The following is an 18,289-nucleotide window of genomic DNA, read 5'->3' as shown; positions in this document are numbered from 1 at the left end:
GAAGCATGCGGCGATGGCCCGTTTTGCCTGACATCCCTTCCCTGTCTGTCTCCGATCCGAGCGCGCCCATCATGTGGTGGCCGGAAAACTGTGCCGTCCTGAGACGGAAGCTGTGGAAAATAATGATCTGCTAACCGTGATTCTTAACGGGAGTGGAACCAAGAGCCCGACTCGAAAAACGTCGCATATGTCGTGCCAGGCGGTGTCCTCCCGCCGTCGGCTGCGGCCGGAGGCCCGGTGCGGCGGATCACACACGAGGCGTGTGCCGGGCCTCTGTCCCGGACATCGCCGCCAACGATCGCGGCAGGCGGCAAGAACCGCGAGTTTCCTTGACGAACAGGGCCTGCCGAAGGAATATCCCGCCCGCCGCCAGCCCATGGCGGGGTCAAGAAAATTTCCCGAGGAGAATTCATGTCGCTGGACCCGGAGATCATCGAGACGCTGAAAGGCGTTTCGACCGCCACGCTGACCACGGTGCTTCTGAAGAAGGGGCTCAGAAACGTCTGGATGCGCGGCACCAGGCCGCTGAAGCCCGGCCAGGGCCGGGTGGCCGGCAAGGCTTTCACGCTGCGCTTCGTGCCGGCCCGGGAAGACCTCGCGACGCCGGAAAGCTGGGCTTCGCCGATCTCCACCCGTGCCGCGATCGAAGCCATGCCGGAAGGCTGCGTCGCCGTGGCCGATGCGATGGGCGTCACCGATGCAGGCATTTTCGGCGACATCCTCTGCGCCCGCATGGCGAAGCGGAACGTGGCCGGCCTCGTCACCGACGGCGTGATGCGCGATGCGGAAGGCGTGCTCGGCAGCGGCATGAAGGTCTGGTGCAACGGCGTCGCCGCTCCACCCTCGGTCGCCGGCCTGACATTCGTAGCCTGGCAGGAGCCAATCGCCTGTGGCGGCGTTGCGGTCTTCCCCGATGACATCGTCGTGGTGGATGAAGACGGTGCCGTGCTGATCCCCGCGAAACTCCTGGATGCGGTGCTTGCGGAAGCTCCCGAGCAGGAACGCGTGGAAGCCTGGATCATGACCGAGGTCGACCGCGGCGTGCCGCTGCCCGGCCTCTATCCGATGAACGCCGAGACGAAGGCCCGCTACCAGGCCTGGAAGGACAACCAGAAATGACATTCGGAGCCGATTCCAAAGGCGTCTATGCCATCGCCACCACGCCCTTTCTTGAAGACGGCTCGATCGATTTTGCCTCGATCGACCGGCTGACGGGTTTCTATGAGCAGAGCGGCTGCACCGGCATCACCATTCTCGGCATCATGGGCGAGGCGCCGAAGCTGGAGCCTGAGGAAAGCCGGGCGATCGTCAAACGGGTCGTCTCGCGCGCCAGGGTGCCGGTCATCGTCGGCGTTTCGGCGCCGGGCTTTGCCGGTATGCGATCGCTGGCGCACAGCGCGATGGAGATGGGCGCGGCCGGCGTGATGATCGCACCGCCGCCGGCGCTGCGCACGGACGACCAGATCGTCAATTATTTCGCCGGTGCGGTCGAGGCGGTCGGCGAGGACGTGCCCTGGGTGCTGCAGGACTATCCGCTGACGCTGGCCGTCGTCATGACGCCGGGCGTGATCGCGAAGATCATGACCAACCACCCCTCGTGCCTGATGCTGAAGCACGAGGACTGGCCGGGGCTTGAAAAGATCTCCAGGCTGCGGGCCATGCAGAAGACGGGCGAACTGCGCCCCTTCTCGATCCTGTGCGGGAACGGCGGCCTGTTCCTCGATTTCGAGCCGGAGCGCGGCGCCGACGGCGCGATGACCGGCTATGGTTTCCCCGACATGCTGACCGAACTGATCGGCCTTTTTGCCGCCGGCAAGCGGGACGAGGCGCATGATCTCTTCGACGCACACCTGCCGCTGATCCGCTACGAACAGCAGGTGGGCATCGGCCTTGCGGTCCGCAAGCATGTGCTGAAGCGCCGCGGCGTGATTGCCACCGATGCCCAGCGCAAACCGGCCCAGATGCTCACCCCCGCAGCAAAGGCAGAAGTGGACTACCTGCTGGCGCGCATGGCGAAGAAGGACAAGCGCGCGGCGTTTTGAGGGCATGCCGCTTGCGGTGAGGATGACGGTCTCCCCCCTCATCCGACCCTCCGGGCCACCTTCTCCCCGGTGGGGAGAAGGGAAGACGCAGCGCCGCCGCTGCACGATCTCCACGCTTGATTTCGATCACCTGTCTTTTGACCGCCCGGTGCGCTTGCGTCCCCTTGTGCAGAACCGCCTTGGCCAATTTGCCTCCCTTCTCCCATCGGGGAGACGGTGGCCTGAAGGGACGGATGAGGGTCAGCGGTGCCACCTTCACTCCCCGACCAAACCCCGTACCCTTGCCCCGATCGCCATCGAAGCCGTGAGCCCGGGGCTCTCGATCCCATACAGCGCCACATATCCGGCATGCCCCGTCACCTCGGGCCCCTGAATGACGAAGTCGCCACTTCCTCCATTCGGGCCGACGACCTTGGGCCGCATGCCGGAATAGGCGGGCTGCAGCGCGCCATCGGGCAGGCCCGGCCAATAACGGCGGATGACGGCATAGAACCCGTCCGACCGGTGCGGATCGACGTCATAGTCGATCGTCTCCACCCATTCGACATCCGGCCCGAAACGCGCCTCGCCGGTGAGATCGACCGTCAGGTGGACGCCAAGGCCGCCCGGCTCCGGCACGGGATAGATGAGCCGCTGCGTCGGGGCGCGGCCCGCCAGCGAGAAATAGCAGCCCTTGGCATAGTGGCGTTCCGGCACAGTCGTCCGGTCGAGACCCGCGATGCTTTCGGAAATCGACCAGGCGTCCAGCCCTCCGGCATTCACCACCAGCGTCGCCTCGATCTCCACCGGATCGCGGCCGCCGATCGCAAGCCGGATCGCACCGGGCAGCAGCTCGCCCCGGAGGACGGGAGAATTCAGCACGATGGCGCCGCCATGCGCTTCGATATCGGCAACATAGGCTTCCATCAGCCTGTGGCCGTCGACGATGCCGGTGGAAGGCGAAACCAAAGCGGCGAACCCCTCGATCCGCGGCTCCATGCGCGCCAGCTCCGAACCGTCGATCAGCCGGCAATCGCCGACGCCATTCGCCCGCGCCTGTTTCAGCAGCTTTTCGAGATAGGCGACCTCTTTTTCATCGGAAGCGACAACGAGCTTGCCGCACCGCCTGTGCGGAACATGCCGCTCCCCGCAGTAGTCATAGAGGCGGCGTCTGCCGGCCACACAGAGTTCGGCTTTCAGACTGCCGGTCGGATAGTAGAGCCCGGCGTGGATGACCTCGCTGTTTCGCGCGGAGGTGATGCTGCCCGTCATGGCTTCCGCCTCCAGGAGCACCACCTCGCGGCCGGCCATCGCCAGTTCCCGCGCCACCGCCAGCCCCACCACGCCGCCGCCGATAACGACGCAGTCAAGCTTCGGCACTTCACGCATTCGGCACTTCACTCATTCCGCTCTCCGCACTCTTCCGATTGGTAGACGGGATGATATACGGGAAATGAAGAACGGCCAGCACGTCGGCCGCCTGGGAGGGATTAATCATGCAGGACTTTTCTCGATGCTGAAGGTGGTGTTTCTGGATCGCGACACGATCGGCCCGTCGGTGACGATCGCACGCCCCGCCTTTGCGCACGAGTGGGTGGAATACGGCAAGACGGCGCCGGAGGATGTAGGCGCACGCATCGCCGATGCGGACATCGTCATCACCAACAAGGCGCCGGTCCGGGCCGAATCGATTGCCAATGCCTCCAGGCTGAAGATGATCGCGGTCGCCGCCACCGGCCATGACGTGATCGACCTCGCCTTCGCCAGGGAACGCGGCATCGTCGTTTCGAATGTCCGCGGCTACGCGGTCAACACGGTGCCGGAACATACGTTCGCGCTCATCTTCGCGCTGCGCCGCTCGATCGTCGGCTTCCGGCAGGATGTGATCGCCGGAGAGTGGCAGCGCGCCAACCAGTTCTGCTTCTTCACTCACCCGATCCGCGACCTTGCCGGCTCGACGCTCGGCATTTTCGGCCGCGGCACGCTCGGCAAGTCGGTAGCGGGGATCGCCGAGGCCTTCGGCATGAACGTGGTCTTCTCCGCCCGCAAGGATGCCGAGAAGATCGAACCCGGCTACACGGCGTTCGACGAGGTGCTGGAGACGGCCGACATCATCACCTTCCACATGCCGCTGACGCCGGCCACGCGCGATCTCATCGGCATGCCGGAATTCCGCAGGATGAAGCGGCGCCCGCTGATCATCAACACGGCGCGCGGCGGACTGGTGAACGAAGCCGATCTCGTTACCGCGCTGGACGAAGACCTGATCGCGGGTGCGGGTTTCGACGTGCTGACCCGGGAGCCGCCGTCGCCGGACAACCCGCTGCTCGCCATCCTCGACCGGCCGAACGTCATCGTGACGCCGCATGTGGCCTGGGCAAGCGACGAGGCGATGCAGACGCTTTGGGCGCAAGTCATCACCCATCTGGAGAATTTCGAGAAAGGCACGCCGTCCAACGTGCTTTGACGGAGATGGTTCAAGGGGCTCGCGGCCGTTACCCCGGACGCAGGCTCTGCATCATCGAAACCGTGCCCGAAGGCGTGCTCGACCGGTTCATGCGAGGTATCGACCGGCGCAGGAGCACGCTCGCGCGGCCGGAAATGTCGCCCGGTCTCAAGTAATTTCACCATAACGATACATCGCTAGAAAAGTATTTGCGGTTTTAGCGAAACATTTAGGGGTAATGCGGAAGATGGCCGCTTGACTTCCGGGCCTAGTGCGCTGGAACTTAAATGCGGAGAGGACCAGCCGATGGCGGATGCATTCCAGAATACAGTGCGCGCATTCATTGCGGAGAATTTCCTGTTCCGCGCGGATGCCGACGTTGCGAACAATCAGTCGCTGCTTGAAACCGGCGTGATCGACTCGACCGGCGTGCTCGAGCTGATCGCCTTCCTGGAGCAGACCTACGGCATCACCGTCGCCGACGAGGAGATCGTTCCGGAAAACCTCGACAGCATCGACAACATGACCCACTATCTTTCCACCAAGCTGGCCGCGGCCTGAGGACCTACCCCATGCGCCTTGAGGCAAGGCTCCGCGACAGCGCCCGACGGTTCGGCAACAAGATCGCGCTCGTCGCGGGCGATGTCCGGCTGACCTATGCGGAGCTCGACGCGCAATCCAACCGCCTCTCGGCCAGCCTCATCCGGGGCGGCGTCAAGCCCGGGGACCGGGTTCTGACGGCGCTCGACAACGGATATGAGGCCGTCGTCAGCTTCTTCGGCATCTGGAAGGCCGGGGCCGTGCCCTGCCCGCTCCATCCCTCGATCAAGGCGGACAAGCTCGCCGTCATCCTGGAAAGCACCGAAGCATCCGTCGTGATCTCGCATGCCCGGCAGCGGGCAACCGCCGAGGCCGCGATCGGCAGGACGAAAGTCCGGCCTCTCCTCGTACTCGCGCAGATGGACAAAAACGGGGATCTCGGCGACGCCCTGCGGTTCGAGGAGCTGGCGGAGCGCAAGGCGAAGGGCCCTGCCCGCAGGTTCACCAGCGGCAAGGCGCTGGCGCTGATCATCCATACATCCGGTTCGACCGGGCGGCCGAAGGGCGTGATGCTGACGCATGCCAATGTCGAGGCAGCCTGCGAGGCGATCTCCTTCTATCTCGGCAATACGCCGGACGATATCGTCCTGAACGTTCTGCCGCTTTCCTTCGGCTACGGCATCACCCAGGTCGTCACCATGGTCATGGTGGGCGGCACGCTGGTCCTGGAAAAGAGCTTTGCCTTCCCGCGGAAAATCATGGAGCGGCTGGCGGAGGTCCGGGCGACCGGCTTTCCGCTCGTGCCGCCCATGGCCGCGCTCATCGCCGGCATGAAGGATCTTGCAACCGGCGACGAGCCGTTCCTGCCGCACCTGCGCTATATCACCAGTGCCGCCGCCGCCATGCCGCCGGCCTTCATCGAACGGCTCCAGCATCTTTTCCCGGCAGCACAGCTCTTCCTGATGTACGGCCAGACGGAATGCCTGCGCGCCACCTACCTGCCGCCTGAAGAAGTCGCCCGCCGGCCTCTCTCGGTCGGGCGGGCCATTCCCGGCACCAGGGCGTTCGTGGTCGATGAGGACGGCTTGCCGGTCGAACCTGGAACGATCGGCGAACTGGTCGTCGAGGGTCCGCACGTCATGTCCGGATACTGGGGGGACGGCCTGGCTTCGGTGCGGGCGCTTTCTCCCCTTGCCGAGGGCAACCGGCTGCATACCGGCGATCTCTTCCACGCCGATGCGGACGGCTTCCTCTATTTCGTCAGCCGGCGCGACGACATCATCAAGACGCGCGGCGAAAAGGTCAGCCCGCAGGAGGTGGAGTGCGCGCTCTATGCCCTGCCGGGCATCAAGGAGGCCGCCGTGGGCGGTGTCGACGATCCGGTCTTCGGCCAGGTGATCCGCGCCTATGTGGTCGTGGAGGACGGCGTGACGCTGACCGAACGGGACATCATCCGCCACTGTGCGAGCCGGCTGGAAGACTACATGGTGCCCAAGAGCGTCGAATTTCGCGATGCGTTGCCGCGCACGGCAACCGGCAAGATTCGGCTCGGGGCCGACGGGACCAACGATACGATACGGGAGAATGCCGCATGACCCAGAGCCTGAAGCGCGCGCCAGTCGCGGAAAAATTCTCGGCCGAGACGCTGAGACTCGATGCGGAAGCGGAAATCGAACGGATTTGCGCATGGCTGCGCGAAGGGGTGCTCAAGGACCTGCGCAAGCGCGGCGCCGTGCTGGGGCTTTCGGGCGGCATCGATTCCAGCGTGACGGCGGCGCTTTGCGCCCGTGCGCTGGGGCCGGCCAAGGTGACCGGTATTTTCATGCCGGAACATGACTCCGACCCGGAAAGCCTGCGTCTCGGCAAGGCGCTCGCCGAGGCCGTCGGAATCGAGACGGTGCTGGAAGATATCGGCCCGGCGCTTGCGGCGGCCGGCTGCTATACGCGGCGCGACGGTTTCATCCGCCAGATCGTGCCGGAATTCGGCGAAGGCTGGGGCTGCAAGGTGGTGCTGGAGAACGCGCTCTCCAACCGGGGCTACAACATTTCATGGCTCGTCGTCGCCAACCCGGCCGGCGAGCAGAGCCGGCACCGCATGCCGCTCGAAGTCTATCTGGGCATGATCGCCGCCGCCAACATGAAGCAGCGCACACGCAAGCAGATCGAATACTACCATGCCGACCGGTTGAACTTCGCCGTCGCCGGCACGCCGAACCGGCTGGAATACGATCAGGGTTTCTTCGTGAAGAACGGCGATGGTGCTGCCGACTTCAAGCCGATCGCGCATCTTTACAAGAGCCAGGTCTACCAGCTTGCCGAAGCGCTCGGCGTGCCCGCCGACATCCGCCGCCGTCCTCCGACCACGGACACCTGGTCCCTGCCGCAGGGACAGGACGAATATTACTTCTCGCTGCCCTATGACCGGATGGATCTGTGCCTTTACGGGCTCGACAACGGCATCGCACGGGAAGAAGTGGGCGAGGCCGCCGGCCTGACGCCGGATCAGGTCGATGCCGTCTGGCGCAACATCGCCTCCAAGCGCAAGGTGGCGGAATACCTGCATGCCGAGCCGCTGACGATGCTCGGCTGACAATACCCGGTGACGGGCGTCAATCGAACCGGTCGCCGATCAGGCGCGTCCAGCCTTCTCCGGCCAGCCCGCTGACCAGCGCCTGGCCGGCCTTGACCGGCTCCAGCAGCGCCTTGTCCCTGGCATGCGCGATATAGAAGGACCGGGCGTGGAAAAGCGTGCGCCGGGTCATCAGCGCCGAGGTCAGCCAGGGATGCGCCGCGCCGCGAAGACCGGCACATCCGAGTTCGTAGGCGTGAGCGAAAAGATCATCGACGAGATCGCCCGCCACGGGCGGCGCCGCAAGGGCCTGCAGCACCCAACCGATCCCTCCCGGCCTGGTGAAATAGACATAGGCCGCAAGCGGACGGTTGTCGGCAGCATAACCCACTCGCCATTCCGGATAGCCGAAATTCAGCTTTTGCCCGGCCTGGCCGAGGAACCAGCCGATATTCTCCGTGTCCCAGCGCGGCCTCAGCGGATAGAAATCCTTCAGCGCCAGCAGGGCCTCGCCGAAGGCTTCCGGCGTCACGTCGCGGAAGGTGAGCTTGCCGCCATATGGGGGAACGGACGGCATCCTCGCCAGAAGCGGGGGCACACGGTCGGCAATCCGGCCGAACGGACGCAGCAGCCGTGCCGGCGCGAAACGCCGCTCCAGCACCTGCACGCCCATGGAAACCGGCCGCAGGATACGCAGCCAGTTCATGCTGTAGCCCGGATCGAGCGGGTATCCGGCCTTCTGCCACATGCCGAGCGCGGTACGATTGGCCGTTTCCGTCAGGGAGATATCCTGCGGCCCTGCTAGGAAGGCCCGGACGAGGCGCGCGCCGGCAAGCGGATTCTCCCTGGGATTTTCAACCATCAGCGAGCTTGCGAAAGCCGCACGCAAAGGCCTGCCCTGGAATTCCAGCCGTGCCGGGAAAACCCCGACGAAACCCGATATGCCGCCAGTGCCCTCGACGAATACCTTGGAGCGGATGTCCGGCTCGGACCATGGATGGTCGAAGAAAGCCTCTTTCAGATAGGTACCGAGCGAAGCCGACTGCGCTTTCGAACCGCGGAACGTTTTCAGGAAAAGCCGCGCCACGGCCTCGACGTCGCCGCGCTCGAAATCGCGGATCGTGCCCGCATCCGTCTTGCCACTCATGCCCATCCCCTTGTTCGAAGGAGAACCTTGCCTGAGGAGAATTAAGATAAACGAAAAGGCCCCGCGAACCGCGGAGCCTTCGCCGAATTGCCGCTTCGCATCGGTCCGCAGCCCGCTACGCCTTTTTAGCATTCCGGTCCACGGAACCTACATCCAGTAGGGCGGTACGCCGTAATAGTCGTAGATCGTCCGGCCCTTGTCGTCGTACCAGGTTTCATCGTCCAGATCCTTGTAGCGGGGAGCGCCGGTGATCTGTTCCCTGGTCAGGTCGATACGGTAGCCATCCAGCTCTTCGTCATAACGAAGCTTCTCCCAGGGCAACGGATAATAATCGTCGCCGATCCCCAGGAAACCGCCGAAGCTCAGCACCGCATAGGCAACACGGCCGCCGCGCTTTTCAAGCAGCACGCGCTCGATCGAGCCGATATGCTTGCCGTCGGCCCCGTAAACCCGCGTACCTTCGACCTTGTCGCTGGCGATCAGCGACGGAGTATCCTTGGCATAGGGGTCCTGCCCGGCTCGCGGTTCGTGATGCAACATAACGCACCTCCTTGTTTTCCTCGTGCAAAGTCACGTCGGGAAAACGTCCGCCCGGCAGCATGGTTCCCCATTCCTCCTCTCGCCCCGCAGGCATTCAGGCTGGAAGCGCGCCGATTGACGTTTACGTTAAAGTTATATAGCTCTCTTGATCCAGGCCTATGGCTTGAAGCCATGGCGGCATGGCATAAACTGTTTGAAGTGGCGAAGTGGAGGACTTTGCCGCGACGTGTCTATAGAAGACGCAGGGCAGCAAAAGAAAATGGAGGAGGCTCCCATGAACGAACTGTCCGCACGAACGGGCGCAAACCCGGACAAGATCTGGCTTGCCTCGTACCCGCCGACCGTGCCGGAAGAAATCCCTCCCCTCGCCCATCATTCGCTCGGAGAACTTTTCGAAGAGAGCTGCGCCCGCCATGCGGACCGGCCCGCCTTCTCCAGCATGGGCAAATCATTGACCTTCCGGCAACTGGAAGCGGCAAGCCGCAGGATCGCCGCCTGGCTGCAGGCACAGGGACTGACGAAGGGCGACCGCGTCGCCGTCATGCTGCCTAACATCCTGCAAAACCCGGTCATCGTCTATGGCATTCTTCGCGTCGGCCTCGTCGTCGTCAACGTCAATCCGCTCTATACGCCCCGCGAACTGGAGCACCAGCTCAAGGATGCCGGCGCCAAGGCCATCTTCGTTCTGGAAAATTTCGCCCACACCGTCGAGCAGGCGCTGCCCCACACGGAGGTCCGGCATGTGGTGGTCGCCACGATGGGTGACATGCTCGGCCTCAAGGGCCATATCGTCAATCTCGTCGTGCGCCGGGTGAAGAAGCTCGTGCCGGAATGGTCGCTGCCCTCCGCCAGGAGTTTCAAGCAGGTCATCGCCGAAGGCGCGCGCCACACCATGAACCCGGTCGAGGTGCATGGCCGGGACATCGCATTCCTGCAATATACGGGCGGCACGACGGGCATTTCCAAGGGTGCGATCCTCACCCACGCCAACCTGCTCGCCAACAAGGAGCAGATGGGCATCTGGCTCGAAACGGCCTTCCTCACCAAGCCGCGGCCCGAAAGTCTCCAGTTCCTCTGCGCCCTGCCGCTCTACCATATCTTCGCGCTGACGGTGAATTCGCTGATGGGCATCGCGACCGGCAGCCATAACATCCTGATCGCCAATCCGCGCGATATCCCGGCCTTCGTGAAGGAACTGCAGAAATACAAGGTGCATGTCTTTCCGGGCCTCAACACGCTGTTCAACGCGCTGATGAACAATCCGGATTTCCGGAAGCTGGATTTCTCCTCGCTGCTTCTCGTCTTCGGCGGCGGCATGGCCGTGCAGCGGCCGGTCGCGGAACGCTGGCTGAAAATGACCGGCTGCCCGATCACCGAGGGTTACGGGCTTTCCGAAACCTCGCCGGTCGCCACCGCCAACCGGCTAGACACCACCGACTTCACCGGCATGATCGGCCTGCCGCTCTCCTCGACGGAGATCTCCATCCGGGACGACGGCGGCGGCGAGGTCGAACTCGGTGATGTGGGCGAGATCTGCATCCGTGGACCGCAGGTCATGGCCGGGTACTGGAACCGCCCCGACGAGACCGCCCGGGTGATGACGCCGGACGGCTTCTTCCGCACCGGCGACATGGGCTACATGGACCGGCAGGGCTATACCAAGATCGTCGACCGCAAGAAGGACATGATCCTGGTTTCCGGTTTCAACGTCTATCCCAACGAGGTCGAGGAAGTGGTCACCATGCATCCCGGCGTGCTGGAATGCGCGGCGATCGGCGTTCCGGACGAACATTCCGGCGAGGCGGTGAAGCTTTTCGTGGTGAAAAAGGACCCGAACCTGACGGAAGCGGAACTCAAGGCCCATTGCGCCGCCAACCTGACCAACTACAAGCGGCCGCGCTTCATCGAATTCCGCACGGAACTGCCGAAATCCAACGTCGGCAAGATCCTCAGGCGCGAACTGCGGGGCTGAGAGACCGTTGCATTGCAGCGACAGGTTGCTCCTAACAATCTGTCATATACACAGAATCCCGCGGGTTGGCGGTAGACTACCGGACATTCCTTGATTAGCGCTCTTTTAACGAGAAGCTGGACAAAGACTGTTGGAGTTCGCTTGGAAAGCCGTGCCGGATTTTCGTTTCGCCTGATTGCCGCCGTCACGGCGCTGGCTGTTCTTGCAGGCTGCGCCGGACGACCCGAAGGCGTGCTCGTTCCCACCCAGACCCAGGCCGCTCACACATCCAAGATCGACGTGCTCGTCGCAACGACGCGGCGTCCTTCCGAAACGCCGGGGACCCTGTTTTCCGGCGAGCGCGGCAAGGAACTCCAGATTACCGAAATCGGCGTCTCCATTCCGCCGGACAGCGCCCGCGAGATCGGCCAGGTGCAATGGCCATCGAGGCTGCCCGCCAATCCGGCGAAGGAATTCACAACCGTTTCCGTGACACCCATGACGGTCCAGCGCGCCGAGGGCTGGCTCAAGCAGCATCTGCGGAAGAGCCGCCGCGTGCTGGTCTTCGTGCACGGCTTCAACAACCGTTACGAGGATGCCGTCTATCGCTTTGCCCAGATCGTCCACGATTCCAAGACGGACGTGGCTCCGGTCCTGTTCACATGGCCATCACGCGGCAGCGTCTTCGCCTATAACTACGACAAGGAAAGCACCAACTATTCCCGCGAGGCGCTGGAGGATATGCTGCGCCGGCTGGCGCGGGAGCCGAACGTCAGCGAGGTCACCGTCATGGCCCATTCCATGGGCTCGTGGCTGACGGTCGAAGCGCTCCGGCAGATGGCGATCCGCGACGGCCGCGTGGCGCCGAAGATCCAGAACGTGATTCTGGCCTCGCCCGATCTCGACGTGGACGTCTTCAGCCGGCAGCTTGCCGAGATCGGCGAAAAGCGGCCGCATTTCACCCTGTTCGTTTCGCGCGACGACCGGGCGCTCAGCCTGTCGCGACGGATTTCCGGCAATATCGACCGGCTCGGGCAGGTGGACCCGAGCGTCGAGCCCTATCGCAGCGAGTTCGAGAAAGCCGGCATCGTCGTGCTCGACCTTACCGCGCTGAAAACAGGCGACCGGCTGAACCACGGCAAGTTCGCGGAAAGCCCCGAAGTGGTGCGGCTGATCGGCAACCGCCTGATCGCCGGCCAGGCGGTGAACGATTCCCATGTGGGACTCGGCGAACGGCTTGGCGCGGTGGCGGTCGGCACGGCCCAGACGGTGGGAAGCGTGGCAGGCGTTGCCGTGAGCGCGCCGATCGCAATCTTCGACCCGACGACGCGGCGCACCTATAACGAACAGGTCGACCGCCTCGGCAACGCCGTCGGGAACACGGTCACCACGGCTGTGGGGCAATAAACCCGTCCCGCCTCGGCAACGCCTGGTTCGACACGGCTTGATTTGACGGGGAAAGCGAATAGGTTCCCCTGCATTCCCTTCCGAGCGTGAGGAAACACCCATGCAGGCCATCATCCAAGACCTGAAGTCCGCCGTTGCGAAAAGCAATGCCACCAATATTCGCGCCGCATTCGCGGCCGATCCCGACCGCTTCGAAAGGTTCAGCGCCAGCTTCGACGACCTGCTGATGGACTATTCCAAGACGGCGGTGAACGACGAGATCCTGCTGCTCCTCGAAAGGCTTGCCGAGGTCGGCGGTGTCGTGAAGAAGCGCGAGGAAATGTTCTCGGGCTCGCCGATCAACTTCACCGAGGGCCGCGCGGTGCTGCATACGGCGCTCCGCAACCGCTCCAACACGCCGGTCCTCGTCGACGGCACGGACGTCATGCCGGATGTCAACGCCGTGATCTCCGCCATGGGCGTCTTCGCCGACGGCATCCGCTCCGGCGCGCTGCGGGGCGCAACGGGCAAGCAGATCACCGACGTCGTCAATATCGGCATCGGCGGTTCCGACCTCGGCCCGGTCATGGCGACGCTCGCGCTGGCGCCCTATCACGACGGCCCGCGGGCGCATTTCGTCTCCAATGTCGACGGCGCCCATGTCGCGGACACGCTGAGGCTGCTCGATGCGGAAACGACGCTGTTCATCATCGCATCGAAGACCTTCACCACGATCGAGACGATGACCAATGCGGCCTCCGCCCGCGCCTTCATCGCCGAAAAGCTTGGCGAAACCGCGGTAAGGCATCACTTCGCCGCGGTTTCCACGGCGCTCGACAAGGTCGCGGCCTTCGGCATCGAAAGCGACCGCATCTTCGGCTTCTGGGACTGGGTGGGCGGCCGGTACTCGATCTGGTCGGCGATCGGCCTTCCGCTGATGATCGCGATCGGCCCGGAGAACTTCGGAAAATTCCTCGATGGCGCCCACGCGATGGACAGGCATTTCCGCACCGCGCCCGCGCGCCAGAACCTGCCGATGCTGCTCGGCCTGATCGGCTTCTATCACCGCAACGTGCTCGGCTATCCCTCGCGGGCCATCCTGCCCTACGACCAGCGTCTCCTGCGCTTCCCCGCCTATCTGCAGCAGCTCGACATGGAATCGAACGGAAAGGGCGTGACGGTCGACGGCAAACCGGTCGAGGGCAATTCCGGCCCGGTTGTCTGGGGCGAGCCCGGAACCAACGGCCAGCATGCCTTCTACCAGCTCATCCACCAGGGCACGAGCATCATACCCGCCGAGTTCATGATCGCCGCCAACGGCTTCGAGCCGCACCTGCGCCACCAGCACGAACTGCTGATCGCCAATTGCCTCGCCCAGTCGGAAGCGCTGATGAAGGGCCGCACCTTTGCGGAAGCCAAAGATCAGCTCACCTCCAAGGGAATGGACGAGAAGCAGGCCGACTTCATCGCGCCGCATCGCGTCTTCACCGGGAACCGGCCATCCATCACCTTCGTCTACGACAGGCTGACACCCTTCGCGCTCGGCCGGCTGATCGCGCTCTACGAGCACCGCGTCTTCGTGGAAGGCGTGCTCTTCCGCATCAATTCCTTCGACCAGTGGGGCGTCGAGCTCGGCAAGGAGCTGGCGACCGGCCTGCTGCCCGTGGTGCAGGGGAAGAAAAGCGCCGAAGGGCACGATTCATCGACGCAGGGGCTGGTGGCCGCGCTGCTCGCCGAGAGAGCATAAGACCGCGCCATGGAAAGCCGGGAGCCGAGCCGGACCGCTCGCCTGGTGGCCGGATCTCGCGCCGCCCACCAGATCGCCGACAATGCCTTCGTCTTCAAGGACCCCTTTGCCCGGGTGATCCTGGATGCGGAGACGGTGGCGGCGGCGGACGAACAGGCCCGCGATCCCGGCACAAGGGCATTCCGCCTGTTTCTCGCAGCGCGCAGCCGATTTGCGGACGACTGCATCGCCCGTGAGGTCGAAAGCGGCCTGCGGCAGGTCGTCAGGTCGTCGTGCTCGGCGCCGGCCTCGATACGTTCGGCCTGCGCAATCCCTATCGCAGCATCGGCCTCAGGGTCTTCGAGGTCGATCATCCGGCGACGCAGGCCTGGAAACAGGAGAGGCTTGCAGCCTCGGGCATCACGCCGCCGGCCGAACTGGCTTTCGTTCCGGTCGATTTCGAACGGAACGATCTTGCCGGGCAGCTCGCGGCGAAGAGCTTCCGGAAGGACGACCCGGCCCTTTACGTCTGGCTCGGCGTGGTGCCCTATCTCGAACGGCAGACGGTGTTTTCACTGCTCCGTTCCGTCGCCGCTTCGGCCGAAGCCGGGATCGTCTTCGATTATTCGGAGCCGCCGGAAAACTATGCGCCGGAACGGCGGGAACGGGCCGTGACCATGGCCGCCAGGGTGGCGGCCGCGGGTGAGCCGTGGATCACCCTGCTCGACCCGGCCGGGCTTGCGGGCGAGTTGACCGCGATGGGCTTCCGCCACATCGAGGACCTCGGCCCCTCCGCCATGGCAAGGCGTTATTTCGGCGCGCCGGCCAATGCACCGGACAGCGGCGCCGGTCCGCATATCCTTTTTGCGAGCACAAAAGCCCGCGCCTGATCGCTCAAAGTCCGATCTCGTGGGCGAAAGGCGGATTGGCGCCGGCGCGCGAGACGGTGACGGCGGCGGCCCTGGCGCCCAGCGCCAGCGCCTTGCGAACCTGCTCTTCCGTCAGCGCGGCAACTTTTTCCTTCGTCAGCAGGTCCTGCATCTTGAGCGAGGCCAGGATGCCGGCGTCGAACGTGTCTCCTGCGCCGACCGTGTCGACCACCGTCACCCGTTCGCTCGGCACGGATAGCCTGAAGCCCTTCGTGTAACCCGTGGCACCCTCCGCGCCGCGGGTCAGCACGACAAGCTTGGCCCCCGCAGCCAGCCAATGGGCGGCAAGCGTGTCGTGATCGCCTTCCATGCCGAACCAGTCGAGGTCCTCGTCCGAAAACTTGACGATGTCCGACATGGCCGCCATGCGGCGCACCCGATCCATATGTTTCTGCTTGTCCTTGATGAAACCCGGCCGGATGTTCGGATCGAAGGAGATGACGCGCTTGCGGTATTCCCGCGCCATCAACGCCTCGTAAGTGCCGCCGCAGGGCTCGGGAATCAGGCTGATCGCGCCGAAATGCATCGCTTCGCAATCCTCGCCCAGCGCCGGCAGGTCGGCCTCGGTGATCATCCGGCCGGCCGTGCCCTCGTCATAGAAGGCGTAGCTCGCCTGGCCGTTGACGAGCTTGACGAAGGCGATCGTCGTCGGGCGCGAAGAGACGGCGGCGAGGCTGTAGTCGACGCCGCTTTTTGCCAGCGTCTCACGCAGGATGTCGCCCATCATGTCGTCGGAAATGCCGGTGAAGAAAGCGGTCGGCTGGCCGAGGCGGCCAAGCGCGATCGCCGTATTGAAGACCGCACCGCCGGCATAGGGCGCAAACCCCTTTTCGCCGAGTGTGGTCTCACGCGGCAACATATCGATCAGGGCTTCGCCGCAGCACAAAATCATAGGGGTCCTCCCGCACGCTCACAGCCAGTTTTCAATCGATTAAGCGAGCTTTTGTCAAAAGGCCAGAGCAAAAAATCAGAGCGCCAGCTCGCTGACGCCGCCATTGCGTCCCGACCAGGCGAGCGGCGCATCCAGAAAAGCTTCGACTTCGGACAGCGTCTTGTCATCGAAGAGCCTGCCTTCGCGCGCGACCGCCAGAACGTTGCGCCAGGTGGCGATATGGTGAAGCTGAACCTTGCCGCCTGCAAAACGTTGTTCGGCTTCGGGGAAAATGCCGTAGAAGAAGAGCGCGATGCCGTGGTCCACCACACCGCCCGCAGCGCGGATGGCGTCGATGAACGTGAACATGCTGCCGCCGGCGGTCGTCAGGTCCTCGATCACCAGCACCCGCGCACCTTCCGGCATGTGACCCTCTATCTGCGCGTTGCGGCCGTGGCCTTTCGGCGCCTTGCGGACGTAGATCATCGGCAGTCCGAGGCGTTCGGCAAGGAAGGCCGCGAAGGGAATGCCGGCCGTTTCGCCGCCGGCGACGCAATCGAACTTCTCGAAGCCGGCGTCGCGCATGACGGTGGCGGCAGCGAAATCCATGATGGCCGAGCGGATGCGCGGATAGGAGATCAGCTTGCGGCAATCGATGTAGACGGGGCTCATCATCCCGGAGGAGAGCTTGTAGGGTTTGTCGGCGCTGAAATGAACCGCTCCGATCTCCCAGAGCATCTTCGCCATAAGCTCGGCCATTACGCCGCGGTCCGGAAATGTGGTCTGAATCATGCGCCCGCTCCTTTTGCCTCAAAACCACGCGCCGCAATAGCAGCATGTGGCGGCGGGCGCCAGAGAGTGCGACGGATGATGCCGTAAATAACGGTGATCAGGCGCTGGTGCGCGTATCGGCCACGTTCACGGACCGCAGATAGCCGGCAACTTCGACACGGTTGCGGCCTGCGCGCTTGGCTTCGTAGAGCGCGTTGTCGGCAAGGCCGAGCACGGCTTCGAAAGGCTGCCCGCCCGCTGCCCCCACGGCAATGCCGGCACTGACGGTGCAGCGAAGCAGCGTTTCGCCCACCGGAATTTCACGAGCGGCAAAACGGCGGATGATCTCGTTGGCAATCCGCTCGGCCCTTCCGGGCAGGACATTGTCGAGGATCATCGCGAATTCCTCACCGCCAAGCCGTGCGGCGGTGTTGGGCGGCAAGGTGCCGTAGGCCAGATCCTGGGCGAATATCCGCAACACCATGTCGCCCATGGCATGGCCATGCTGATCGTTGATCGACTTGAAGCGATCTATGTCGAAGACCACGACGGCGGTGGACGGATTCAGGAGGCGGCTGCCATGCTGCTCGAAAAGCGCCCGGCGATTGAGAAGCCCCGTCAGTTCGTCGGTCATGGCTTCGCGCCGGTGACGGGCCGCCATGCGCCACTGATGAAGGGCGAGAGACAACGAGCCGATTCCGGTCATGCCGGCGATGCAGACACCGATATTGAGATTTTCCGCCCAGTTGTCCGGAGCGTGACCGAGTACCCATTGACGCCCCCGGACCAGCACGGCAGCGCACAGGACAAAGGACAGGCCGCTCAAGGCATAGAGGATGACCATGCCGCCGAGCGGCCCCGGAGCTTCCCGCCGGGCGAGCCAGTATTGCCAGGCCGTGCCGATCAGCATCGTCGCCGTGCCGATGTTCATCACGATCAGGCCCAGCCCATCGAACCCGGCTGCAAAGAGCGGCAAACCGGACAGAAGGCTGATCGCCGTCAGGACGACCGAGAGCTTCCAGGGCTTCCGGCCGGTGCGGAACTGCACGGATGCGGCATAAATGGTGCTGAAACCCGCCATCAGGAACGTATAGGCGGCCGATACCCGCAGAAGGCCGGTTTCCAGCGTGTAGGAACTATAGGCAAAAATGCCCGATACCGTCAGGCAAAGCGCCACGACCAGCGTGAGAAGAAAGGAATCCGTGCGGCGGGAGAACCAGGTGCCGAACAACGTCACCATCAGGCATGCCGCGGAGACACCGAGTGCGAGCAGAAGAGAATGATAGTCGAGCATCATGCCAAGCTTTCTCTTCGGGTGGGCCCGCGTCAAAATCCTGCGATGAAGCTAACCCCGGACTCTCTCCAAAAGGTTACCGGGTCAAAGCAAATGCT

17 protein-coding genes and 1 pseudogene are annotated in these 18,289 nt (G+C 64.0%); 12 read left to right on the top strand and 6 right to left on the bottom strand.

The genetic code is table 11. The features are described from left to right. Positions 1-411 precede the first annotated feature (411 nt). Entirely contained in the window at positions 412-1,119 is a 708-nt protein-coding gene (locus ACFFP0_RS14180; RefSeq protein WP_377261754.1) for a ribonuclease activity regulator RraA, read from the top strand. Further along, a complete protein-coding gene (locus ACFFP0_RS14175; protein WP_377261752.1) occupies positions 1,116-2,042 on the top strand; it encodes a dihydrodipicolinate synthase family protein in 927 nt (308 codons plus the stop codon). Before ACFFP0_RS14180 ends, ACFFP0_RS14175 begins: the two co-directional genes overlap by 4 nt. Before the next feature lie 255 nt (positions 2,043-2,297). On the opposite strand, the gene ACFFP0_RS14170 is transcribed toward ACFFP0_RS14175, so the two are convergent. Then, positions 2,298-3,410, bottom strand: coding sequence for an NAD(P)/FAD-dependent oxidoreductase (locus tag ACFFP0_RS14170; protein ID WP_377261749.1), 1,113 nt, complete (start codon positions 3,408-3,410; stop codon positions 2,298-2,300). A 124-nt stretch (positions 3,411-3,534) separates the two neighbouring features. Here ACFFP0_RS14170 and ACFFP0_RS14165 point away from each other — a divergent pair, with 124 nt between their 5' ends. The 5 genes from ACFFP0_RS14165 to nadE all read left to right on the top strand — a co-directional run bounded on the left by ACFFP0_RS14165 (position 3,535) and on the right by nadE (position 7,597). Then, positions 3,535-4,488 (top strand): D-2-hydroxyacid dehydrogenase, encoded by a 954-nt coding sequence (locus ACFFP0_RS14165; protein ID WP_377261747.1) that lies wholly within the window; start codon positions 3,535-3,537, stop codon positions 4,486-4,488. A 5-nt stretch (positions 4,489-4,493) separates the two neighbouring features. Continuing rightward, positions 4,494-4,643, top strand: a complete 150-nt coding sequence (locus tag ACFFP0_RS14160; RefSeq protein WP_377261745.1) for a hypothetical protein — start codon at positions 4,494-4,496, stop codon at positions 4,641-4,643. 130 nt (positions 4,644-4,773) lie between these two features. Continuing rightward, positions 4,774-5,028, top strand: coding sequence for an acyl carrier protein (locus tag ACFFP0_RS14155; protein WP_377261743.1), 255 nt, complete (start codon positions 4,774-4,776; stop codon positions 5,026-5,028). A gap of 11 nt (positions 5,029-5,039) precedes the next feature. Continuing rightward, the gene (locus ACFFP0_RS14150; RefSeq protein ID WP_377261741.1) at positions 5,040-6,602 is read left to right on the top strand and encodes a class I adenylate-forming enzyme family protein; all 1,563 of its coding nucleotides are present in this window, start codon (positions 5,040-5,042) and stop codon (positions 6,600-6,602) included. Further along, positions 6,599-7,597, top strand: coding sequence for an NAD(+) synthase (gene nadE / locus ACFFP0_RS14145; RefSeq protein ID WP_377261738.1), 999 nt, complete (start codon positions 6,599-6,601; stop codon positions 7,595-7,597). Before ACFFP0_RS14150 ends, nadE begins: the two co-directional genes overlap by 4 nt. A gap of 19 nt (positions 7,598-7,616) precedes the next feature. Here nadE and ACFFP0_RS14140 read toward each other — a convergent pair whose 3' ends face one another. Further along, complete coding sequence (locus ACFFP0_RS14140; protein ID WP_377261736.1) at positions 7,617-8,723, bottom strand: hypothetical protein; 1,107 nt, start codon at positions 8,721-8,723, stop codon at positions 7,617-7,619. A gap of 147 nt (positions 8,724-8,870) precedes the next feature. Then, positions 8,871-9,263, bottom strand: a complete 393-nt coding sequence (locus ACFFP0_RS14135; RefSeq protein WP_377261733.1) for a PRC-barrel domain-containing protein — start codon at positions 9,261-9,263, stop codon at positions 8,871-8,873. Positions 9,264-9,522: 259 nt separating this feature from the next. Here ACFFP0_RS14135 and ACFFP0_RS14130 point away from each other — a divergent pair, with 259 nt between their 5' ends. The 5 genes and pseudogenes from ACFFP0_RS14130 (at position 9,523) to ACFFP0_RS14110 (ending at position 15,216) form a co-directional block, all read left to right on the top strand. After that, a complete protein-coding gene (locus tag ACFFP0_RS14130) occupies positions 9,523-11,235 on the top strand; it encodes a long-chain fatty acid--CoA ligase (RefSeq protein ID WP_377261731.1) in 1,713 nt (570 codons plus the stop codon). Between the two features lie 141 nt (positions 11,236-11,376). Continuing rightward, a complete protein-coding gene (locus tag ACFFP0_RS14125) occupies positions 11,377-12,621 on the top strand; it encodes an alpha/beta hydrolase (protein WP_377261729.1) in 1,245 nt (414 codons plus the stop codon). A 100-nt stretch (positions 12,622-12,721) separates the two neighbouring features. Then, a complete protein-coding gene (gene pgi / locus ACFFP0_RS14120; RefSeq protein ID WP_377261727.1) occupies positions 12,722-14,347 on the top strand; it encodes a glucose-6-phosphate isomerase in 1,626 nt (541 codons plus the stop codon). A 9-nt stretch (positions 14,348-14,356) separates the two neighbouring features. Next, a pseudogene (locus tag ACFFP0_RS14115) lies at positions 14,357-14,551 on the top strand (SAM-dependent methyltransferase); the annotation flags it as partial. Positions 14,552-14,619: 68 nt separating this feature from the next. Beyond that, positions 14,620-15,216, top strand: a complete 597-nt coding sequence (locus tag ACFFP0_RS14110; protein ID WP_377261725.1) for a class I SAM-dependent methyltransferase — start codon at positions 14,620-14,622, stop codon at positions 15,214-15,216. A gap of 4 nt (positions 15,217-15,220) precedes the next feature. Here ACFFP0_RS14110 and ACFFP0_RS14105 read toward each other — a convergent pair whose 3' ends face one another. The 3 genes from ACFFP0_RS14105 to ACFFP0_RS14095 all read right to left on the bottom strand — a co-directional run bounded on the left by ACFFP0_RS14105 (position 15,221) and on the right by ACFFP0_RS14095 (position 18,194). Continuing rightward, entirely contained in the window at positions 15,221-16,147 is a 927-nt protein-coding gene (locus tag ACFFP0_RS14105) for a carbohydrate kinase family protein (RefSeq protein WP_377261723.1), read from the bottom strand. 75 nt (positions 16,148-16,222) lie between these two features. Next, positions 16,223-16,918: an orotate phosphoribosyltransferase gene (locus tag ACFFP0_RS14100; protein ID WP_377261720.1), complete on the bottom strand. Its 696-nt coding sequence runs from the start codon at positions 16,916-16,918 to the stop codon at positions 16,223-16,225. A gap of 97 nt (positions 16,919-17,015) precedes the next feature. Next, positions 17,016-18,194 carry a diguanylate cyclase domain-containing protein gene (locus tag ACFFP0_RS14095; protein ID WP_377261718.1) on the bottom strand — a complete coding sequence of 393 codons (1,179 nt, stop codon included), beginning with the start codon at positions 18,192-18,194 and terminating at the stop codon, positions 17,016-17,018. Positions 18,195-18,289 lie beyond the last annotated feature (95 nt).

It is taken from the genome of Neorhizobium puerariae (assembly GCF_042429745.1).
GTDB classification, from domain to species: domain Bacteria; phylum Pseudomonadota; class Alphaproteobacteria; order Rhizobiales; family Rhizobiaceae; genus Neorhizobium; species Neorhizobium puerariae.
Note: the sequence above shows the minus strand (reverse complement) of the source record. Positions and strands in the feature narration are given on the sequence as shown.